Genomic DNA, 19222 nt, shown 5'->3' with positions numbered 1-19222 from the left:
ATGAAATTGTGTGGAAACGTTACGGAATTAATAGGAGATACACCTGTCGTCCGATTATCTAAATTTATTCCGGAAGACGCAGCAGATGTGTATGTGAAACTAGAAATGTTTAATCCATCGCGCAGTGTGAAAGACCGTGCTGCTTATAATTTACTTCACGTTGCAGAAGAAAATGGTCTCATCAAACCAGGAGATACAATTATTGAACCGACAAGCGGGAATACAGGGATTGGTTTAGCGATGAATGCAGCAGCTAAAGGGTATAAAGCGATTTTAATTATGCCAGATAATATGTCAAAAGAGCGTATTAATTTATTGAAAGCATACGGAGCAGAAGTAGTTTTAACACCAGCAGAACAAAGAATGCCAGGAGCAATTGCGAAGGCGTTAGAACTGCAAAAACAAATACCGAATAGTTTTATCCCGCAACAATTTGAAAATCCAGCTAATCCGAATATTCACCGTTATACGACTGCGCTTGAAATTTACGAACAAATGGATGGAGAGCTGGACGCTTTTGTTGCAACGGCAGGAACAGGCGGAACGATTACAGGGACTGGTGAAACGTTAAAAGAGAAATTACCAAACTTATATATTGCAGTAGTGGAACCGAAAGGATCTCCCGTTTTATCAGGTGGTGTACCAGGTCCTCATAAACTAGTAGGAACAAGCCCAGGGTTTATCCCGAAAAACTTAAATACAGAAGTGTATAACGAAATTATTCAAATTGCAGACGAAGAGGCTTTAACGACAATGAGAAACTTAGCTAGACAAGAGGGATTATTAGTTGGGCCGTCTTCTGGAGCATCTGTTTACGCTGCAATCATGATAGCGAAACGTCTAGGCGCTGGTAAAAAAGTTTTATGTATTGCGCCTGATACAGGTGAACGTTATTTGAGCATGGGGTTATTTGAATAAAAAGGATAGAAACACCTTAATAGTGAATAGCTGCTATTAAGGTGTTTGTTTTATGGAATGAAGAGGGAGAGAAGAACAATGAAACTATTAAAACCAATCCATGAATATAGTGAGCATATTATGGCGTATAGACACGCATTTTTACACTCAGGGGAACAACCACATGGAAGTAGTTCTTTACAAAACTTTGATTCTCTTGATGAATGGTTTGAAAAAGTGAGTAAACAAGAACTAGGAGAAAATTTACTAGCTAATCGAGTGCCATCTAGCCAGTTTTTAAGTTTTGAAAAAGGGGAACTTATAGGCTTTGTGAATATTAGACATAGATTAAATCCAGAATTATTACGGGAAAGCGGTCATATTGGATATAGTGTCCATCCAAATAAACGTCGCCACGGTTACGCTACGAAACAACTAAAGCTTGCATTAGCTGAAGCGCAAAAATTAGGATGACAGAAAGTGTTAATAACTTGCGATAAATCCAATATCGGTTCTGCTAAAACGATTCAAAAGGTTGGTGGTGTGTTAGAAAATGAAGTAGTTTCTTCTCATACTGGTGAAATTGTTCAACGTTATTGGGTAGAAATATGAAAAGGTAATGCAAGCTGTAATATCGAAATAGATAAATGAAATATAGGGGATTACTGCAATTTTAGGGGGAAATGAAATGGGATTAAAAGAGAAAGCAATAGAGATGTCAGGGATTTATAGGCAAAATCCGAAAGTAGAAGCTATTATTTTAGCAGGTTCAGTAGCTAGAAAGCTAGAAGATGAACATTCAGATATAGAATTACATATTTTATGGTCAACACCGCCAGAAGATGAGGACCGTAGGGCTCCTATTCATCATATTGATGGGACAATATTATCGTATCATCCGTATGAGGAAGAAGAATGGTCGGAAACGTATTTAACGAAAGAGGGAATCAAATTAGAGATTAGTAACTTTTTAACAGAGACAGTAGAGAAAGTGATTTCGGATGTGGTGAATCAATATGATATAAGTTATGAAAAACAATGTATTGTATCATCCGTTCATGATGGTGTTAGTTTGTATGGAGAAGGGAAAGTGAATGAATTAAAAGATAGAGTAGCGGCATATCCAGATGAACTAGCAAAACGAATGATTTCAGAAAATCTATGGTTAAGTAATCGTTGGCACAATCGAAAGGCGCTTTTAAAACGGAAAGATTGGCTTATGCTTTATGACGTTATTTGCGAAGTACAAAGGAACGTATTCGGTGTTTTATTTGGTTTGAATAAAATGTACGTACACCATCCGGCGTTTAAATGGATGCCTAATAATGTGGAACGAATGACTATTAAACCTGAAAAATTATATGAACGTATGGCAGATACATTAATAGGGAATCCAGAAAATAGTGTGCAGGAGTTAGAGTTGCTAATAGAAGAAGTGTTGCAACAAGTTCATACATACGCGCCAGGAGTAAATGTGGATGAGCAAGAAAAATCTATTTTTTATTTTGTGAAATAGAAAATAGTAATAAGGGGGAAGTTATGGGTTTTTTTAATAGGTTTTTTAAAAAAGTTGAAAAAGTAAATGAGCAAGAAGCCACTCTTCATGAATTAAGTGAAGAATTGTATGTTGAATCACCGGTAGAGGAAGCGACTAGTTACTGGGTATCAATGGCACAAAATATAATTGTTAATGCTGTAAAGGCGGCTGACAATGATGTGGAACGTGCCTTCGTATTATTGAATTTGAAGAAAGGTGAGGCTTCATTTGATATTTTTTATCAAATAAATGGACAATTGTATTTCTGGGATCAGCTAGAAAATGAGGCGATAAGAATTAGAATTCAGAACGAGTTGTTACCGCAAGCCCTAGAAGTTTCAAAGGCAGTAAATGAGCAATTTCGTGAAGCTGATCACCCTATAATTTCGTTCGCACAATTGCAGTTTGAATGGGAAACGAAAGCCTGGTTCTCACATATAATTTGGGAAGATAGCCTTGCTGCTCAATTGTCCAAAACTCAAATTCTAAATGAATGGTTTTGTGTAATTAAAGAAGAAACGAAAAATAGGCCACTGGATAGTGATGCAAAATTTTCTTGGTATCCATCAAACTCTTAAAAAACTAATACAGATAGAGGCAGGTTATGTTTCTAGGTCAGTTGTATTATTGAATAAGTATCAATAATACGTAATTCTTTTTCTATTGCCTGTTAGAATTCGTTATGTACTAATCCACTTGTTTTCTAAACTAAAACTCACATTTCGAATTTTTAAATAGATTGTAATACATAAAAATTCAAAATATAAGTTGACACTATTTTTAATGTGTGATAAAAATGATAGTAATCAATTCGGAAAATAATATTTGGGCAATGAAAGGGTATAGTAGTGAATATCTCCCTATTTCAGAGAGCTGATGGTTGGTGTGAATCAGTATATAGATTATTCATGAAGTTCGTCCTGGAGCATCTTTCATAAATCTCACATTATGAGGAAATGAAAGACGGTAGTTTATACCGTTATCAAATAAAGTGGTGAAGATCTTTTCACAACTAGGGTGGTACCGCGATATTTATCGTCCCTACGTATTTACGTAGGGACGTTTTTTATTTAGGTCCTAACTTTGGTGTGGCTTCATAACTAGGGTGGTACCGCGATATTTTATCGTCCCTACGTTTTTGCGTAGGGGCGTTTTTATTTAGGTTGCTTCTTAGTGTTCTTCACAACTAGGGTGGTACCGCGATATTTTTGTCGTCCCTACGTATTTACGTAGGGACGTTTTTTTATTAGGGAGGAAGTGAGCGTATTAGAAAAGAGTATTGATAGAACAATATAAATACCGAATTGTAACAAAGAAAAAGAGACAGAGAGGAGATTAACAAATGAATTCACAGCAATGGACATCGAAATTAGGTTTCGTATTAGCTGCAGCAGGTTCGGCAATTGGCCTTGGGGCGATTTGGAAATTCCCATATATGGCCGGCATTGGAGGAGGCGGAGCATTCTTCCTTATTTTCATCGGTTTCACATTATTAATTGGTTTACCGCTATTATTAGCTGAATTTGTTATTGGAAGAAGTACACAAAAAGAGGCTGTGGATGCGTATAGAGAGATTGCTCCTAAAACGTTATGGCCTTGGTTAGGTAAATTAGGAATTGTAACATGTTTCATATTACTTTCTTTCTACAGTGTTGTAGGAGGCTGGATTATATTATATTTATGGAATGCAATTACAGGTAGACTATGGGAAGGAAATGGAGCATACGAAGCTACGTTTGGTGAAATCATTTCCAATCCATATTTAGCAGTTGGATCACAGCTATTATTCATCCTTATTACTATTTTTATCGTAAGTAAAGGTGTACAAAATGGTGTTGAAAAAGTAAATAAATATTTCATGCCAGCACTATTCGTTTTATTCTTTGTATTAATCGTTCGTGCACTTACGTTAGATGGTGCTGGAGAAGGCGTTCGTTTCTTCTTACAACCTGATTTCTCACATGTAACATCAGAAGTTATTTTATATGCAATGGGTCAATCGTTCTTCTCGTTATCTGTCGGAGTAGCCGTTATGGTAACGTATAGTTCATACTTACCGAAAGAAGAAAGTTTACCACGTTCGGCATTTTCTATCGTAGCTTTAACTCTTGTTATTACATTACTTGCAGGACTTGCAATTTTCCCAGTTGTGTTCGCATTTGGAATGGAACCATCTCAAGGGCCGGGACTATTATTTATCGTATTGCCAGCTATTTTCAGTAAAATGGCGTTCGGAAAATTATTCTTCATCGTTTTCTTATTACTATTCTTCTTTGCTACGATTACATCAGCAATTTCGATGTTAGAAATTAGTGTTGCATCTTTAACTGCAAAAGGTAAAGGGAAACGTGAAAAAATGGCCTTAATCGTAGGGTTATTAATCTTCGTTGTTGGGGTACCATCAGCATTATCATTCGGTATATTAAGTGATCTGAAGATTTTTGGAAAGACAGTCTTTGATTTAGCGGACTATGCAGTTAGTAACGTACTAATGCCACTTGGTGTATTATTAGTTTCTATCTTTGTTCCTTTAAAAATGAAGAAAGATGTATTAATGAAAGAGCTTGGTGTAAGTGAAAATAAGGGTTATAAACTGTTCGTATTATGGTTATTCTTACTTCGCTTTATCGCACCAATTGCGATTATTATCGTATTCTTAAATGTACTTGGCATTATTTAAAAAGAAAGGTAGCGTATCGTTATATGATACGCTACCTTTTTATTTCCCCCTTTTTTGTAATTCGTTTACTGTTACGAACTGATAGCCCTTCTTAGATAAAGAGTCTAAAATACCTTCAATTGTTTGTAAATTTTCATTAGACTCATCATACATAGAGTGCAGTAAAATGATAGAACCTGGTTTTACATTTTTATTAACGTATTCAATTTTATCAGCCGCAGATTTATAAAAAGTATCGGGCTCAAGATCCCATATAATTGTTTCGATATTATTTTTATTTAAATAATAGGGTAGTCCAATTAATTTTTTTCCGTTAGGGGGCCTAAAATCAATTTCGTTTGTAAATCCTGTTTGGCGGATTAATGAATTCGTTTTTTCTATTTCATCTTTAATAAAAGAAGGTGTTTTGAAAACCATTCTATTATGAGAATATGTATGGTTTCCAAGTTGGTGCCCAGATTGCGCGATAGCTTCTCCTAACGATAGATTTTTCTCTAATTCATTTCCAATTAAAAAGAAAGTAGCTTTAGCGTTGTATGTATCTAGTAGCGGTAATATTTGTTTTACATTGTTAGTAGGGCCATCATCAAAAGTTAAAGCGATCACTTTTTCATTTGTTTCTACGCGTTGTGTTAAATCTCCAAATAATTGAAAGCTTCTTGCGTTCATCAATTTGTATGTTCCGAATAATGCCGTGATAATAAAGAATAGTGTAACGATTGTAATGATAATTTTTTTCTTCATAATGTAACCTCACAATGATTTTTGATTCAATTAAAAAGTATTATATCAAACTAAGTAATTTCGTGCTTTAAGAAGGGTGTGGATGCAAGGAGAAGGAATTTATCATATAATAAAATGCAAAAGGTATATTAGGAGGTGTTTATATGGCGATTATAATTCAATTGCCAGACACTGCAACGTCTCATGCAAAGCCAAGTATGGAAATGGCGATACTTTGCGTGAGGTAGACCAGTAATATACAATCGCCTAGATGAGCTCGTATCATTTTTTATATTTGGCTTTGCACCTTATTGAAATGAACCATAAAAAATAAGGGGCGAGCAGAAATGAAATACGTAAAAGCTAATGCTGTTTTACCAGAGAGTTTAATTACTGAAATTCAAAAGTATATACAAGGTGAAACAATTTACATTCCGAAACAAGAAACGAAACATTATAAATGGGGTACACGATCTGGCGGAAGAAAACAACTAGATGAAAGAAATAAAGCGATTAAAGAAGCGTTTAAAAGTGGGATTGCTATTCATCAACTTGCAGAAGAATATTTTCTTTCTGGGGAAACGATTAAAAAGATTGTGTATTCTAAATAAGAGGAAAAGAGTCTGATTCATATATTACTTTGAATCAGACTCTTTTTGTTTTATATGTATTGGATATATGAAGTGTGAACGGGCATGATAATAGAAAAAATGTGCCGTTTTTTTATTAAATGGTATACAGAGCACTTGAAGAGTAGAAAGGTGAACATATATGAATCATATTGGACAAATAACGATAGAGCTTTTAATTGGTTTTTTTGTTCTATTAATTGCTACAAAAATATTAGGGAAAACACAAATATCTCAGCTAACGCCCTTTGATTTTATTTCTGCAATCGTCCTAGGTGAGCTCGTTGGAAATTCAATATATGATCCTAAAATTAAAGTATGGTCTATTTTATATTCAGTATTTGTTTGGGTCATTTTAATTTATACTATTGAAGTGATAACACAAAAAGTAAGAGGAACAAGAAGGTTTTTTGAAGGATATCCTTCAATTATTATTCGTAATGGAAAGATTGATCGTGAACAATTAAGCGTAAATCATTTGGATATAAATCAATTACAACAAATGCTTAGGCAACAAAAAGATATATTTTCAATCCGAGAAGTTGAATATATGATATTGGAACCTAACGGAAACATAAGCGTTTTGAAAAAAAGTAAATACGAATCTCCTACTGTAAATGATTTAAGTTTAAAACATAAGCCTGTATACTTACCAATTTCATTAATTAGTGATGGAAAAGTAGTTAAGGATAATTTGAGGGAAGCCGGATTTGATGAAGGGTGGCTTTATAAACAAATAAAGCAAAAAGGAATTACTAAATTTGAAGACGTATTATATGCGGAATGGAAAACAGATGATGGCTTCTTTTGTCAGGAAATGCAGCGGTAGAGAATAAGTGATATATGTAATGTTTGTTTCTAAGTTATCTTTTACATATCAAAAAACGTAATCATTGTATACAATAAAACTAGATCAACAATTTGTATGGAGTGATAAAGATGGAAGCGTTTATTAGAAGTGATCAATATAATTTTATAAAATCACAAGCTTATATTTTAGCAAACGGGCATGCGACGGCAAATGATAGAGGTGTAATTCAAGCGTTAAAATCGCTTGCGATTGAAAAGATAATACATGTATTTGAAAATTTAACGGATGAACAGAAAGAGTTAATTGATACGGTATTAACAGTTCAGAATAGAGAAGATGCAGAATCATTTTTAATGAAAATAAATCCGTATGTAATTCCGTTTCAAGAAGTTACAGCACAAACATTAAAAAAATTATTTCCTAAAGCGAAAAAGTTAAAACTTCCTGATATGGAAGAAATGGATATGAAAGAAATATCTTATTTAAGCTGGATTGATAAGGGGTCAAGCAGGAAATTTATTATAGCGAAAAATGATAAAAATAAATTTGTTGGTCTGCAAGGAACGTTCCAAAGTTTAAATAAAAAAAGCATTTGTTCGTTATGTCATGGACATGAAGAAGTAGGAATGTTTTTAGTTGAAATTAAAGGTGATGTACCAGGAACTTTCGTTAAAAAGGGAAACTACATTTGCAAAGATGGTGTAGCTTGCAATCAGAATATGAAATCGCTAGATAAATTGAACGATTTTATTGACCGCTTGAAAAAATAACGAGAAAACCTCTAGTATTTAAACTGGAGGTTTTTATTTTTGGAAGAAGTAAAATAAGCTTTCTTTGTAAATGTAGATTTATAATGAAATTTGATAAAAATATCTATTATGATACAGTTGCTTATATGCAAGGAGGTAAAACATGGATTACCTTTTATCGAAAGAAAAAGTGAAACGCTGGCCTAAAGATACGATAGCGGCGGGGCGTTGTCATACTGTTGGCCTTAAATCGGATGGCACAGTAGTAGCGGTGGGACGGAATAAAGAAGGGGAATGTAATGTAAGTGATTGGCGCGATATTGAAGCAGTCGCAGTGGGCAATGTTCATATGGCAACGAACACGGGTAATGCTCATACAATCGGTCTTACATGTGACAGTACTACGGTAGCAGTGGGTTGGAATAAGCATGAACAATGTGATGTAAACGATTGGCATAATATTGTAGCGGTTGCGGCGGGCTGGCGTCGTACCATTGGCCTTAAATCGGATGGCACGGTAGTAGCGGTGGGCCGAAATAAAGAAGGAGAATGCAATGTAAGCAGTTGGCAAGGTATTGTGGCAGTCACAGCGGGTGACTGGCATACAGTCGGTCTTAAATTGGATGGTACAGTAACGACTGTGGGGAATGATCGATATGGTCAATGCAATGTAAGTAGCTGGCGAGGTATTGTATCGGTCAAGGCTGGTTATCTTCATACTGTTGGTCTTAAACGAGACGGCACGGTGACGGCAGTGGGGAATGATAAACATAACCAGTGTGATGTAAGTGGCTGGAGAGACATTGTAGCAATAGCGGCTGGTACGAATCATACAATCGGACTTAAATCAAACGGTACCGTGGTGGCAGTGGGCTGGAATGAGTATGGTCAATGTAACGTAAGCGATTGGCGCGATATTGTAGCGATAGCGGCTGGTTGTGCACATACAGTCGGTCTTAAATCAAACGGCACGGTGGTCGCGGTAGGTAATAATGAATTTGGCCAATGCGATGTAGATAGCTGGCGCGACATTCGGTTGCCTGGCGAATAGTCAATTTACAATAAATAATTAGTAATATTATTCTATTTTAGGAGTAATTATGGAATAGGATATGTACAAAATAATTAAACTTAAATCTACTGAATAAGAATCTCTTTTGAAAAGGGATTCTTATTATTTTTCATAAAATGAGGGTCTAAATGGAATTTTTGAACAAACTATATTTCAAAATTACAGTAGAAGATATAAATAAAGTATAGAGGAGATAAAGGAATGCTTAAAAGGTTTTTACTTTCTTTACCGGATGTTTTACTTATATGTATCGTTCTCTACATAACGTACACAAATTCTTTTAGTTTTGGACAGATGTTAGTAATTTCAATTGCAATCGGAATTATTGGTGGTCTTGCTATTAGAATTTGTAAGGATGTATTCACGTATATAAGGTGGTCAATTAAACAAAGAACAACTTGAATATGTTCAATAGTTTTTAGGAGGGAATGAAATGACTAAGAAAAAGAATAGAGTGAAAAACGAGATAGTACTTTGGTCACTAACAGCAATTGTTCTATTAATTGTATGGTACTTTTATCAAAAATAAAAACGCATCGTACTAAAAAAGCACGATGCATTTTTATTATTTTTTTTGCCAATTTTCTTTTATAAAGTCTTCACGCCCAGATTTTTTTTGCTCAGTAGCATATTTCTCTGGATTCTTTTTATAGAAATGTTGATGGTATTCCTCTGCTTCGTAAAAAGGTGCAGCAGGACGAATTTCAGTCACGATTGGATCTTTAAACATACCGCTTTCTGCAAGAGCTTGTTTTGATTTTTCAGCAAGCCCTTTTTGTGTTTCGTTATGATAAAAAATAGCGGTACGATAAGATGAACCACGGTCAAAAAATTGTCCGCCATCATCAGTTGGATCGATTTGTGGCCAATATAAGTCTAGTAATTTTTGATAAGGAAAAATAGAAGGATCGAATGTAATTTGAACAACTTCTAAATGTCCAGATGTTCCAGCTTTTACTTGTTCATATGTTGGGTTTTCTACATGACCTCCTGCATAGCCAGAAAGTACTTTATGAATACCAGGAAGTTCATCAAATGGTTTTACCATGCACCAAAAGCAACCACCTGCGAAGGTTGCGAGTTCGTATGTTTTTTCGGACATTGCTGTAATCCTCCTAAATGTATATGTTTTATATAGTATTATATAAATTGTTTTATTGCGCAATAAAAAAGATTTGAAAATATATGTTTTTTATAAACAAGATCCTCCGCTCACATCAATTAATTGTCCAGTAACCCAGCGGCTGTCTGGAGAAGCAAGAAATGCAGCAGTATCGGCAATGTCTTCTACTTCACCTAAGCGATTGAAAGCGGAAATAGTAGTAGCGTACTGCTTCATCATCGGGTCGCCCAAGAGTTCTGCATTCATATCTGTTTTAATAAATCCTGGAAGTATTGCATTCACCGTTATTCCTCGTGCTCCAAGTTGTTTTGCTAGCGTAAAAGTCATTGTATTAATAGCGCCTTTCGTCATACTATATGCAACAAAATCAGGTAAAGAAATGCGGGTCGCAGCGGATGAAATATTAATAATTCGGCTATTGTCACGTAAACGTGGCAGTGCTTGTTGAATGATAAAGAATGGTGCTTTTGCATTTACTGAAACCATTCTATCAAAAAATTGTTCAGTCGTTTCTTCAATAAAAGCACCAGGACCAATGCCAGCATTGTTTATTAAAATATCAAATTGTATTTCACCAGTGCGCTTTTGTAATTCAGTATCTAAAGCGTTATAAAGGTTTTCTAAACCGTGTAAGGATTCTAGATTTGCGCCGATAGAAAAAGCTTGGCCACCATTTGATCGAATTTCATGAACAGTTTCTTCAGCGTCATCTTTTCGATTACCGTAATGAACAGCAACCAATGCACCGTCATTTGCTAAACGTTTAGCGATCGCTCGTCCAATTCCTCGGCTTGCTCCTGTAACTAACGCTACTTTCCCTTTTAACATAGTTTCCTCATCTCCTCATAAATTTTTCTTTATGTAGTAGTGCAAACATACTTAAGCAATATATGAGTGTATGTAAGTAATTCATTCCAATTTTAATTTGAGAAAAAATAAATAGGCTCTTAATAAATAGAATGAATTTCGATTTTTTTGAAAAAACATGTTGACAAGGAAAAGAACAACGTCCTATAATACGTGTAACAAATAAAAGTTAATTAAGAATTTTCTAACTTTATATGTTGTATATGCAAAGAAGAGGAAAGTAGATGATTATGATCGTTTCAGAGAGCTACTCCAAGGCTGTGAGGGTAGTAACAATCGAATCATTGAAGATCGCCTCGGAGCATCGCTTGCGAAAGGGAAACTGAGTAGAGGGCGGCGGCATCGTCTCCGGTAAAAGGACGGAGGTCTGATTGGACCTACAAAGCTTATATTTCGTGAGAAGTATAAGGAAGCTGAGTGGTAACGCGAAACTCTCGCCTCAGCAATCAAAGCTACTAAATTGTAGTAGTTGATTGCTGAGGCGAGAGTTTTTATTTTAAAAAATAGAATAAGAGAATGCGTGGAAGAGGAGAGTAAATGATAAAGATTGTTTCAGAGAGCTGCCCCGAGGCTGTGAGGGTGGTAACAATGCACTCATTGAAAATCACCTTGGAGCACTACTTTTGAAAACTAGTAAAAAGTAGCGGGGTTGTTCCCGATAGAAAAACAAAAGTCTAATTGGACTTGCAGAGCTTATATTTCGTGAGAAGTATAAGGAAGCTGAGTGGTACCACGATTCCCTCGTCTCAGCAATGGATTGCTACAAGTATGTAAGTAATCGATTGTTGAGACGAGTATATTTTTAATATTTATATACTGAATATTCTGTTAAAAATACTCATCTCAGCAATCGATGTAGAAATAGATTGCAAAAAATAGAGAAAAAAAGAGGAGCGATGTGAGATGGGAAACCAGTACATTTACATGAATGGGGAATTTGTAGAAAAAGAAAAGGCAGTTGTTTCAGTATATGATCACGGTTTTTTATACGGAGACGGTGTATTTGAAGGGATTCGTAGTTACGGAGGAAATGTATTTTGTTTAAAAGAACATGTGAAACGATTGTATGAATCAGCGAAATCTATTTTACTAACAATTCCAATGACGGTAGAAGAAATGGAAGAAGCAGTTTTACATACACTCCAAAAAAACGAATATGCTGATGCTTACATTCGCTTGATTGTCTCAAGAGGAAAAGGTGACTTAGGGCTCGATCCGAGAAGTTGTGTGAAGCCGAGCGTAATTATCATTGCAGAACAATTAAAGTTATTCCCACAAGAATTTTATGATAATGGGCTAAGCGTTGTATCTGTTGCATCAAGACGTAATACGCCAGATGCGTTAGATCCACGTATTAAGTCAATGAATTATTTAAATAACGTACTTGTAAAAATTGAAGCAGCACAAGCAGGAGTGTTAGAGGCTCTTATGTTAAATCAACAAGGATATGTTTGTGAAGGTTCTGGTGATAATGTTTTCGTTGTGAAAGATGGAAAAGTGTTAACCCCGCCATCCTATTTAGGAGCATTAGAAGGTATTACGAGAAATAGTGTTATCGAGCTATGTGAGCGACTGAGTATTCCATGTGAGGAAAGACCGTTCACTCGCCATGATGTATATGTAGCGGATGAAGTATTTTTAACAGGAACAGCAGCGGAGTTAATTCCAGTTGTAAAAGTTGATTCGAGAGAAATTGGAGATGGGAAACCAGGAAGTGTAACGAAACAATTGACCGAAGAATTTAAAAAATTAACGAGAGAAAGAGGAGTACGTGTTCCCGGGCTGACGGAAAGCTTAGCGTAAATAAGGAGAGGAGTTAATGGAAATGAAGCAGCAGTATACAGCGTATGAGAAATTACAGTATGAAGAAATGACAGGCGCTGGGCATGTGATTCAATGTTTAAAGAGATTAGGTGTAACGTCCGTTTTCGGCTATCCGGGCGGAGCAATCTTGCCAATATACGACGCTTTATACGAAAGTGGTTTGAAACATGTTTTAACTCGTCATGAACAAGCTGCCATTCATGCGGCTGAAGGATATGCGAGAGCTTCTGGAAAGGTCGGGGTAGTCTTTGCTACCTCTGGACCAGGGGCGACAAATTTAGTTACGGGCTTAGCAGACGCTTATATGGATTCGATTCCTTTACTTGTCATTACCGGGCAAGTTGCAACGTCTTTAATTGGTAAAGATGGATTTCAAGAAGCAGATGTTGTTGGAATTACAGTACCTGTTACGAAGCATAATTACCAAGTTCGTGATGTAAATCATGTATTACGAATTGTGCAAGAAGCTTTTTACATCGCCGAAAGCGGAAGACCCGGACCAGTATTGATCGATATTCCAAAAGATGTTCAAAATGCAAAAGTCACCAGTTTCTTTAATGAAGAAGTTGATATTCCGGGGTACAAACCAGAACTTGTACCAGACAGTATGAAACTTAGAGAGGTGGCTAAAGCAATTTCAAAATCAAAGCGTCCACTTCTTTATATTGGAGGAGGTGTCATTCATTCAGGTGGATCCGATGAACTCTTCGAATTCGCAAGGGAAAACCGTATTCCAGTCGTTTCAACTTTAATGGGACTTGGTGCATATCCACCGGGAGATCCATTGTTTTTAGGGATGCTTGGTATGCATGGGACATACGCTGCTAATATGGCGGTAACAGAATGTGATTTACTACTTGCATTAGGTGTTCGCTTCGATGATCGTGTAACAGGAAAATTAGAACTTTTTTCTCCGAACTCGAAAAAAGTACATATTGATATTGATTCTTCTGAGTTTCATAAAAATGTAACTGTAGAACATCCGATTGTTGGTGATGTAAAAAAAGCGTTACACATGCTGTTACATATGTCTATTTATACACAAACAGACGAATGGCTTCAGAAAGTAAAGACATGGAAAGAAGAATATCCACTTTCTTATAAGCAAAAAGAATCTGAGTTAAAACCACAGCATGTGATCAACTTAGTAAGTGAACTAACGAATGGTCAAGCGATTGTCACAACAGAAGTAGGTCAGCATCAAATGTGGGCTGCTCACTTCTATAAAGCAAGAAAACCTCGGACGTTCCTTACCTCTGGAGGATTAGGAACAATGGGGTTTGGTTTTCCAGCAGCAATTGGTGCTCAGCTAGCTAAAAAAGAAGAACTTGTCATTTGTATTGCAGGTGACGCTTCTTTTCAAATGAACATTCAAGAACTACAAACAATTGCTGAAAATAACATCCCTGTAAAAGTATTTATCATAAATAACAAATTTTTAGGGATGGTAAGGCAATGGCAAGAAATGTTTTATGAAAATCGTTTATCAGAATCAAAAATTGGATCACCAGATTTTGTGAAAGTAGCAGAAGCTTATGGAGTAAAGGGATTAAGAGCAACAAATTCAACCGAGGCAAAACAAGTGATGTTAGAAGCATTTGCTCACGAAGGTCCTGTCGTAGTTGATTTTTGTGTAGAAGAAGGTGAAAACGTATTTCCGATGGTTCCGCCAAACAAAGGGAATAACGAAATGATTATGAAGAGGTGGGAAGAATGAGTCATACTTTTTCACTCGTTATTCATAACGAGCCAAGCGTCTTATTACGTATAAGTGGGATTTTTGCTCGGCGTGGTTATTATATTTCTTCTTTACATTTAAACGAAAGAGATACTAGTGGTGTTTCTGAAATGAAACTCACAGCAGTTTGTACTGAAAATGAAGCGATATTACTTGTTAGTCAGTTGAAAAAATTAATTGATGTTCTGCAAGTAAATAAATTATAAGGGGTGTATGGAATATGAAAACATATTATGAAAAAGATGCAAATGTAGAGTTATTACAAGGAAAAACTGTTGCAGTAGTTGGTTATGGATCACAAGGTCATGCGCAAGCACAAAATTTACGTGATTCTGGTGTAGAAGTTGTAGTTGGTGTTCGTCCTGGTAAGTCGTATGAAGTAGCGAAAGCTGATGGATTTGAAGTAATGTCTGTTTCAGAAGCGGTTCGAACCGCACAAGTTGTACAAATGTTATTGCCAGATGAACAGCAAGCTCATGTGTATAAAGCAGAGGTAGAAGAGAATCTTCGTGAAGGACAAACGTTACTTTTCTCGCATGGATTTAACATTCACTTCGGACAAATTAATCCGCCAAGTTACGTAGATGTAGCGATGGTCGCGCCAAAAAGTCCAGGTCATCTCGTTCGCCGTGTATTTCAAGAAGGAAATGGTGTTCCAGCATTAGTCGCAGTGCATCAAGATGCGACGGGAACAGCGCTACATGTAGCACTGGCGTATGCAAAAGGTGTAGGGTGTACACGTGCGGGGGTAATTGAAACGACATTCCAAGAAGAAACCGAAACGGACTTATTTGGAGAGCAAGCTGTACTTTGCGGCGGGGTAACTGCACTTGTGAAGGCTGGATTCGAAACGTTAACGGAAGGTGGGTATCGTCCTGAAATTGCATACTTTGAATGTTTGCATGAATTAAAGCTAATTGTCGATTTAATGTACGAAGGTGGATTAACGACTATGCGCCATTCTATTTCAGATACGGCAGAGTTTGGAGATTATGTAACAGGATCGAGAATTGTTACAGATGAAACGAAGAAGGAAATGAAGCGTGTTCTTACAGAAATTCAGCAAGGTGAATTTGCGAAGAAATGGATTTTAGAAAATCAAGCAGGGCGTCCGACGTATAATGCAATGAAAAAAGCAGAGCAAAATCATCAGTTAGAAAAAGTAGGAGCAGAGCTTCGTGAAATGATGAGCTGGATTCATGCACCGAAAGAATTAGTAAAGAAATAGAGTAAGAGAGTATAAATGAAAAATATGTAAGAGGGGATTTGACAAGATGAGAAGTGACATGATTAAAAAAGGTTTTGATAAAGCGCCGCACCGTAGTTTATTAAAAGCAACTGGTTTGAAAGATGAAGATTTTGATAAACCTTTCATAGCAATTTGTAATTCTTTTATTGAAATTATTCCAGGGCATAAACACTTGAACGAGTTTGGGAAACTTGTAAAAGAAGCCGTTCGCGCGGCAGGTATGGTACCATTCGAATTCAATACAATTGGAGTTGACGATGGTATTGCGATGGGACATATCGGTATGCGTTATTCTCTGCCGAGTCGTGAAATTATTGCAGATTCAGTAGAAACGGTTGTAAATGCACACTGGTTTGACGGCATGATTTGTATCCCAAACTGTGACAAAATTACACCAGGTATGATGATGGCTGCACTTCGTATTAACATTCCGACTGTGTTTGTTTCAGGCGGCCCGATGGCGGCTGGAAAAACGTCAAAAGGAGAAGTTGTTGATTTAAGCTCTGTTTTTGAAGGGGTAGGAGCTTATCAATCTGGGAAAATTTCAGAAGAAGAATTAAAAGATATTGAAGATCATGGCTGTCCATCTTGTGGCTCTTGTTCGGGTATGTTTACCGCGAACTCTATGAATTGTTTATGTGAAGTGTTAGGTTTAGCTCTTCCTGGTAACGGGAGTATTTTAGCAATTGATCCAAGACGTGAAGAGTTAATTAAACAAGCAGCAGAGAAATTGAAAATTTTAATTGAAAGAGATATTAAGCCGCGTGATATTGTAACAGAAGAAGCAATTGACGATGCTTTTGCACTTGATATGGCGATGGGTGGATCAACGAATACAGTATTACATACGCTAGCACTCGCACAAGAGGCAGGACTAGATTATGATATGAACCGTATTGATGCAGTTTCAAGACGTGTACCTCATTTATGTAAAGTAAGTCCAGCCTCAAATTGGCATATGGAAGATATTGATCGTGCGGGCGGGATTAGTGCAATTTTGAAAGAGATGAGCCGGAAAGAAGGAGTACTTCATCTTGATCGAATCACTGCTACTGGGCAAACATTAAGAGAAAATATTGCTGAGGCAGAGATTAAAGATAAGGAGGTTATTCACTCTCTCGAAAACCCTCATAGTGAAGAGGGGGGCTTACGTATATTAAAAGGAAATCTTGCTAAAGATGGAGCGGTTATTAAAAGCGGTGCAACAGAGGTAAAGCGTTTTGAAGGGCCTTGCGTTATTTTTAATTCACAAGATGAGGCACTTGCTGGCATTATGCTTGGGAAAGTGAAAAAAGGAGATGTAGTTGTCATTCGTTATGAAGGACCAAGAGGTGGCCCTGGTATGCCAGAAATGTTAGCCCCAACATCAGCAATTGCTGGAATGGGATTAGGTGCTGAGGTTGCATTATTAACGGATGGACGTTTCTCTGGAGCTTCACGTGGAATTTCAGTAGGACATATTTCACCAGAAGCAGCAGCTGGCGGGATGATTGCACTTCTTGAACAAGGGGATATTGTATGTATTGATGTTGAAGAACGCTTACTAGAAGTAAGAGTGAGTGATGAAGAATTAGAAAAGCGTAAAAAAGAATGGAAACGACCAGAACCGAAAGTAAAAACTGGCTGGCTTGGACGTTATGCACAAATGGTAACATCGGCGAATACAGGGGCTGTTCTGAAAATCCCACATTTTGATTGAGCCAATTTAAAAGAGATAAGGATGATATATAATGGTGCAAAAGGTAAAGGAGAGAGTGAAAATTGAAGATATCTTAATGGCGCATAATTGCCTGAAAGATATCGTTATTAAAACACCGTTACAACGTGATACAGTTTTATCTGAGAAATATGATTGTGACGTTTATGTAAAACGAGAAGACTTACAATTAATTCGCTCTTTCAAAATTCGTGGTGCGTACAATTTAATTCAAAGCTTACCGAAAGAAAAATTACAAAACGGTGTTGTTTGCGCAAGTGCTGGTAATCATGCGCAAGGAGTTGCTTATACGTGTAATTTATTGAAGATTACGTCAAAAATATTTATGCCCACAACAACACCGAAACAAAAAGTATCACAAGTACAATTTTTCGGTGGTGATTTCGCAGAGATTGTATTAGTTGGTGATACATTCGATAGCTCTTTCCAAGAAGCACAGCGCTATTGTGAAGAAAATAAGATGACATTTGTTCATCCGTTTGATGATCCGTATGTCGTTGCAGGTCAAGGGACAGTGGCAGTTGAAATTATGCATGATATGGAGAAATCAGTTGATTATATCTTTACAGCAATTGGCGGTGGTGGATTAGCATCAGGAGTTGGTACATATGTAAAAGGTGTTAGTCCTACTACAAAGGTTATTGGTGTAGAGCCAATGGGAGCTGCATCTATGAAAGAGGCTTTTCTTCAAAATGAAAATGTCGCATTGGAGAAAATAGATAGTTTTGTTGATGGGGCAGCTGTTAAAAAAGTAGGAAAGTTAACATTTGAAACTTGTAAAGATGTAATTGACGATATTATTTTAGTACCAGAGGGGAAAGTTTGTACGACGATTTTAGAACTGTATAAGAAAAATGCGATTGTAGCTGAACCGGCTGGTGCACTCTCTATTGCAGCGCTTGATTTATATAGAGATGAAATAAAAGGTAAAACAGTTGTATGTACGCTAAGTGGTGGAAATAATGATATTGATAGAATGCAAGAAATGAAAGAACGTTCTCTCGTTTATGAAGGGTTAAAGCATTATTTCATCATTGAATTTCCGCAGCGTTCAGGTGCGCTAAGAGAATTTCTTGATAAAGGATTAGGACCAGAAGATGACATTACGCGCTTTGAGTATATTAAGAAACATAATAAAGAAAATGGTCCAGCATTAGTCGGCGTAGAATTAAAACATAAAGAAGATTATGAGCAATTAATTACTCGCTTTAAAGAAAATAATATTCAATTTATGGAGCTTAATAAAAACCCTGTTTTGTTTGATTTACTTATTTAATAGAAGGAAAGAGTTAGCACCCAAATAAAAAAGATAGATACAAGCGGGGAAAAATAATGCTTGTTCTATCTTTTTTATAGTTAAACTAGATACGCATTAAATTCAAGAAGAATAAAGCTAGCTAACCAAAAAAATATCGCAATGCGAATAATTACATACATTGTAAATTCAAAGGGAGTAAGATTTCTCTCTCGCTTTATTTTTTTTAATAGTCTCACAGAATAAAAGGAACATAAAAGCAGGATTGCTATAGACATTTTATAGATGTTTTCTAAGAGGTTTATATTTTCTAATAACTCTTTCAGCATGTTTATCACCTATTCTGTAAAG

General features: G+C 36.3%; 19 protein-coding genes, 1 pseudogene and 3 other annotated features. Of the genes and pseudogenes, 16 read left to right on the top strand and 4 right to left on the bottom strand.

Features of this window, described 5'->3' with window-relative positions:
* The 5 genes and pseudogenes from cysK (at position 1) to RT27_RS17915 (ending at position 5114) form a co-directional block, all read left to right on the top strand.
* On the top strand, positions 1 to 918 hold the full coding sequence (gene cysK, locus RT27_RS17935; protein ID WP_029441968.1) for a cysteine synthase A: 918 nt from the start codon (positions 1 to 3) through the stop codon (positions 916 to 918).
* A gap of 78 nt (positions 919 to 996) precedes the next feature.
* A pseudogene (locus tag RT27_RS17930) lies at positions 997 to 1509 on the top strand (GNAT family N-acetyltransferase).
* A 76-nt stretch (positions 1510 to 1585) separates the two neighbouring features.
* Positions 1586 to 2413 (top strand): DUF4037 domain-containing protein, encoded by an 828-nt coding sequence (locus RT27_RS17925; RefSeq protein WP_016082090.1) that lies wholly within the window; start codon positions 1586 to 1588, stop codon positions 2411 to 2413.
* A 23-nt stretch (positions 2414 to 2436) separates the two neighbouring features.
* Positions 2437 to 3012, top strand: coding sequence for a hypothetical protein (locus RT27_RS17920; protein ID WP_043936857.1), 576 nt, complete (start codon positions 2437 to 2439; stop codon positions 3010 to 3012).
* Between the two features lie 245 nt (positions 3013 to 3257).
* Positions 3258 to 3480, top strand: a binding site (T-box leader).
* A gap of 296 nt (positions 3481 to 3776) precedes the next feature.
* Positions 3777 to 5114 carry a sodium-dependent transporter gene (locus tag RT27_RS17915; RefSeq protein ID WP_016082088.1) on the top strand — a complete coding sequence of 446 codons (1338 nt, stop codon included), beginning with the start codon at positions 3777 to 3779 and terminating at the stop codon, positions 5112 to 5114.
* 39 nt (positions 5115 to 5153) lie between these two features.
* On the opposite strand, the gene RT27_RS17910 is transcribed toward RT27_RS17915, so the two are convergent.
* Complete coding sequence (locus tag RT27_RS17910) at positions 5154 to 5858, bottom strand: polysaccharide deacetylase family protein (protein WP_016082087.1); 705 nt, start codon at positions 5856 to 5858, stop codon at positions 5154 to 5156.
* Positions 5859 to 6184: 326 nt separating this feature from the next.
* Between RT27_RS17910 and RT27_RS17905 the strand changes: the two genes are divergently transcribed.
* The 5 genes from RT27_RS17905 to RT27_RS17885 all read left to right on the top strand — a co-directional run bounded on the left by RT27_RS17905 (position 6185) and on the right by RT27_RS17885 (position 9500).
* Positions 6185 to 6448 carry a CD3324 family protein gene (locus RT27_RS17905; RefSeq protein WP_000878325.1) on the top strand — a complete coding sequence of 88 codons (264 nt, stop codon included), beginning with the start codon at positions 6185 to 6187 and terminating at the stop codon, positions 6446 to 6448.
* 160 nt (positions 6449 to 6608) lie between these two features.
* Positions 6609 to 7295: a DUF421 domain-containing protein gene (locus RT27_RS17900; RefSeq protein ID WP_001015535.1), complete on the top strand. Its 687-nt coding sequence runs from the start codon at positions 6609 to 6611 to the stop codon at positions 7293 to 7295.
* A 110-nt stretch (positions 7296 to 7405) separates the two neighbouring features.
* Positions 7406 to 8047, top strand: coding sequence for an elongation factor G-binding protein (locus tag RT27_RS17895; RefSeq protein ID WP_000387073.1), 642 nt, complete (start codon positions 7406 to 7408; stop codon positions 8045 to 8047).
* A gap of 142 nt (positions 8048 to 8189) precedes the next feature.
* The gene (locus RT27_RS17890; protein ID WP_043936855.1) at positions 8190 to 9077 is read left to right on the top strand and encodes a chromosome condensation regulator; all 888 of its coding nucleotides are present in this window, start codon (positions 8190 to 8192) and stop codon (positions 9075 to 9077) included.
* Positions 9078 to 9299: 222 nt separating this feature from the next.
* A complete protein-coding gene (locus RT27_RS17885) occupies positions 9300 to 9500 on the top strand; it encodes a hypothetical protein (RefSeq protein WP_029441974.1) in 201 nt (66 codons plus the stop codon).
* A gap of 163 nt (positions 9501 to 9663) precedes the next feature.
* Here the strand turns inward: RT27_RS17885 and msrA are convergent, their stop codons facing one another.
* Complete coding sequence (msrA, locus tag RT27_RS17880; RefSeq protein ID WP_043936854.1) at positions 9664 to 10200, bottom strand: peptide-methionine (S)-S-oxide reductase MsrA; 537 nt, start codon at positions 10198 to 10200, stop codon at positions 9664 to 9666.
* Between the two features lie 90 nt (positions 10201 to 10290).
* Positions 10291 to 11049: an SDR family oxidoreductase gene (locus RT27_RS17875; RefSeq protein ID WP_043936852.1), complete on the bottom strand. Its 759-nt coding sequence runs from the start codon at positions 11047 to 11049 to the stop codon at positions 10291 to 10293.
* A gap of 238 nt (positions 11050 to 11287) precedes the next feature.
* Positions 11288 to 11533, top strand: a binding site (T-box leader).
* Between the two features lie 67 nt (positions 11534 to 11600).
* Positions 11601 to 11840 (top strand) — a binding site (T-box leader).
* A gap of 151 nt (positions 11841 to 11991) precedes the next feature.
* On the opposite strand from RT27_RS17875, the gene ilvE reads away from it, so the two are divergent.
* Genes ilvE through ilvA form a run of 6 tightly spaced genes read left to right on the top strand, consistent with a single transcriptional unit; the run spans position 11992 to position 18892 of the window.
* Positions 11992 to 12891, top strand: a complete 900-nt coding sequence (gene ilvE / locus RT27_RS17870) for a branched-chain-amino-acid transaminase (protein ID WP_000528156.1) — start codon at positions 11992 to 11994, stop codon at positions 12889 to 12891.
* A gap of 22 nt (positions 12892 to 12913) precedes the next feature.
* Entirely contained in the window at positions 12914 to 14629 is a 1716-nt protein-coding gene (ilvB, locus tag RT27_RS17865; RefSeq protein ID WP_043936929.1) for an acetolactate synthase large subunit, read from the top strand.
* Positions 14626 to 14856 (top strand): ACT domain-containing protein, encoded by a 231-nt coding sequence (locus tag RT27_RS17860; protein WP_016082082.1) that lies wholly within the window; start codon positions 14626 to 14628, stop codon positions 14854 to 14856. The genes ilvB and RT27_RS17860 overlap by 4 nt, the downstream gene beginning before the upstream one ends.
* 14 nt (positions 14857 to 14870) lie before the next feature.
* Positions 14871 to 15878 (top strand): ketol-acid reductoisomerase, encoded by a 1008-nt coding sequence (gene ilvC, locus RT27_RS17855; protein ID WP_043936850.1) that lies wholly within the window; start codon positions 14871 to 14873, stop codon positions 15876 to 15878.
* A gap of 46 nt (positions 15879 to 15924) precedes the next feature.
* Positions 15925 to 17598, top strand: coding sequence for a dihydroxy-acid dehydratase (ilvD, locus tag RT27_RS17850; RefSeq protein ID WP_001255814.1), 1674 nt, complete (start codon positions 15925 to 15927; stop codon positions 17596 to 17598).
* A gap of 31 nt (positions 17599 to 17629) precedes the next feature.
* Entirely contained in the window at positions 17630 to 18892 is a 1263-nt protein-coding gene (gene ilvA / locus RT27_RS17845) for a threonine ammonia-lyase IlvA (protein WP_029441978.1), read from the top strand.
* A gap of 80 nt (positions 18893 to 18972) precedes the next feature.
* On the opposite strand, the gene RT27_RS17840 is transcribed toward ilvA, so the two are convergent.
* Positions 18973 to 19200 carry a hypothetical protein gene (locus RT27_RS17840; RefSeq protein ID WP_043936848.1) on the bottom strand — a complete coding sequence of 76 codons (228 nt, stop codon included), beginning with the start codon at positions 19198 to 19200 and terminating at the stop codon, positions 18973 to 18975.
* Positions 19201 to 19222: the final 22 nt, after the last annotated feature.

The sequence above is a fragment of the Bacillus sp. L_1B0_5 genome, assembly GCF_000836715.1.
GTDB classification, from domain to species: Bacteria; Bacillota; Bacilli; order Bacillales; family Bacillaceae_G; genus Bacillus_A; species Bacillus_A thuringiensis_S.
The sequence above is the reverse complement of the archived record's forward strand: the minus strand, read 5'-3'. Positions and strand labels throughout refer to the sequence as shown.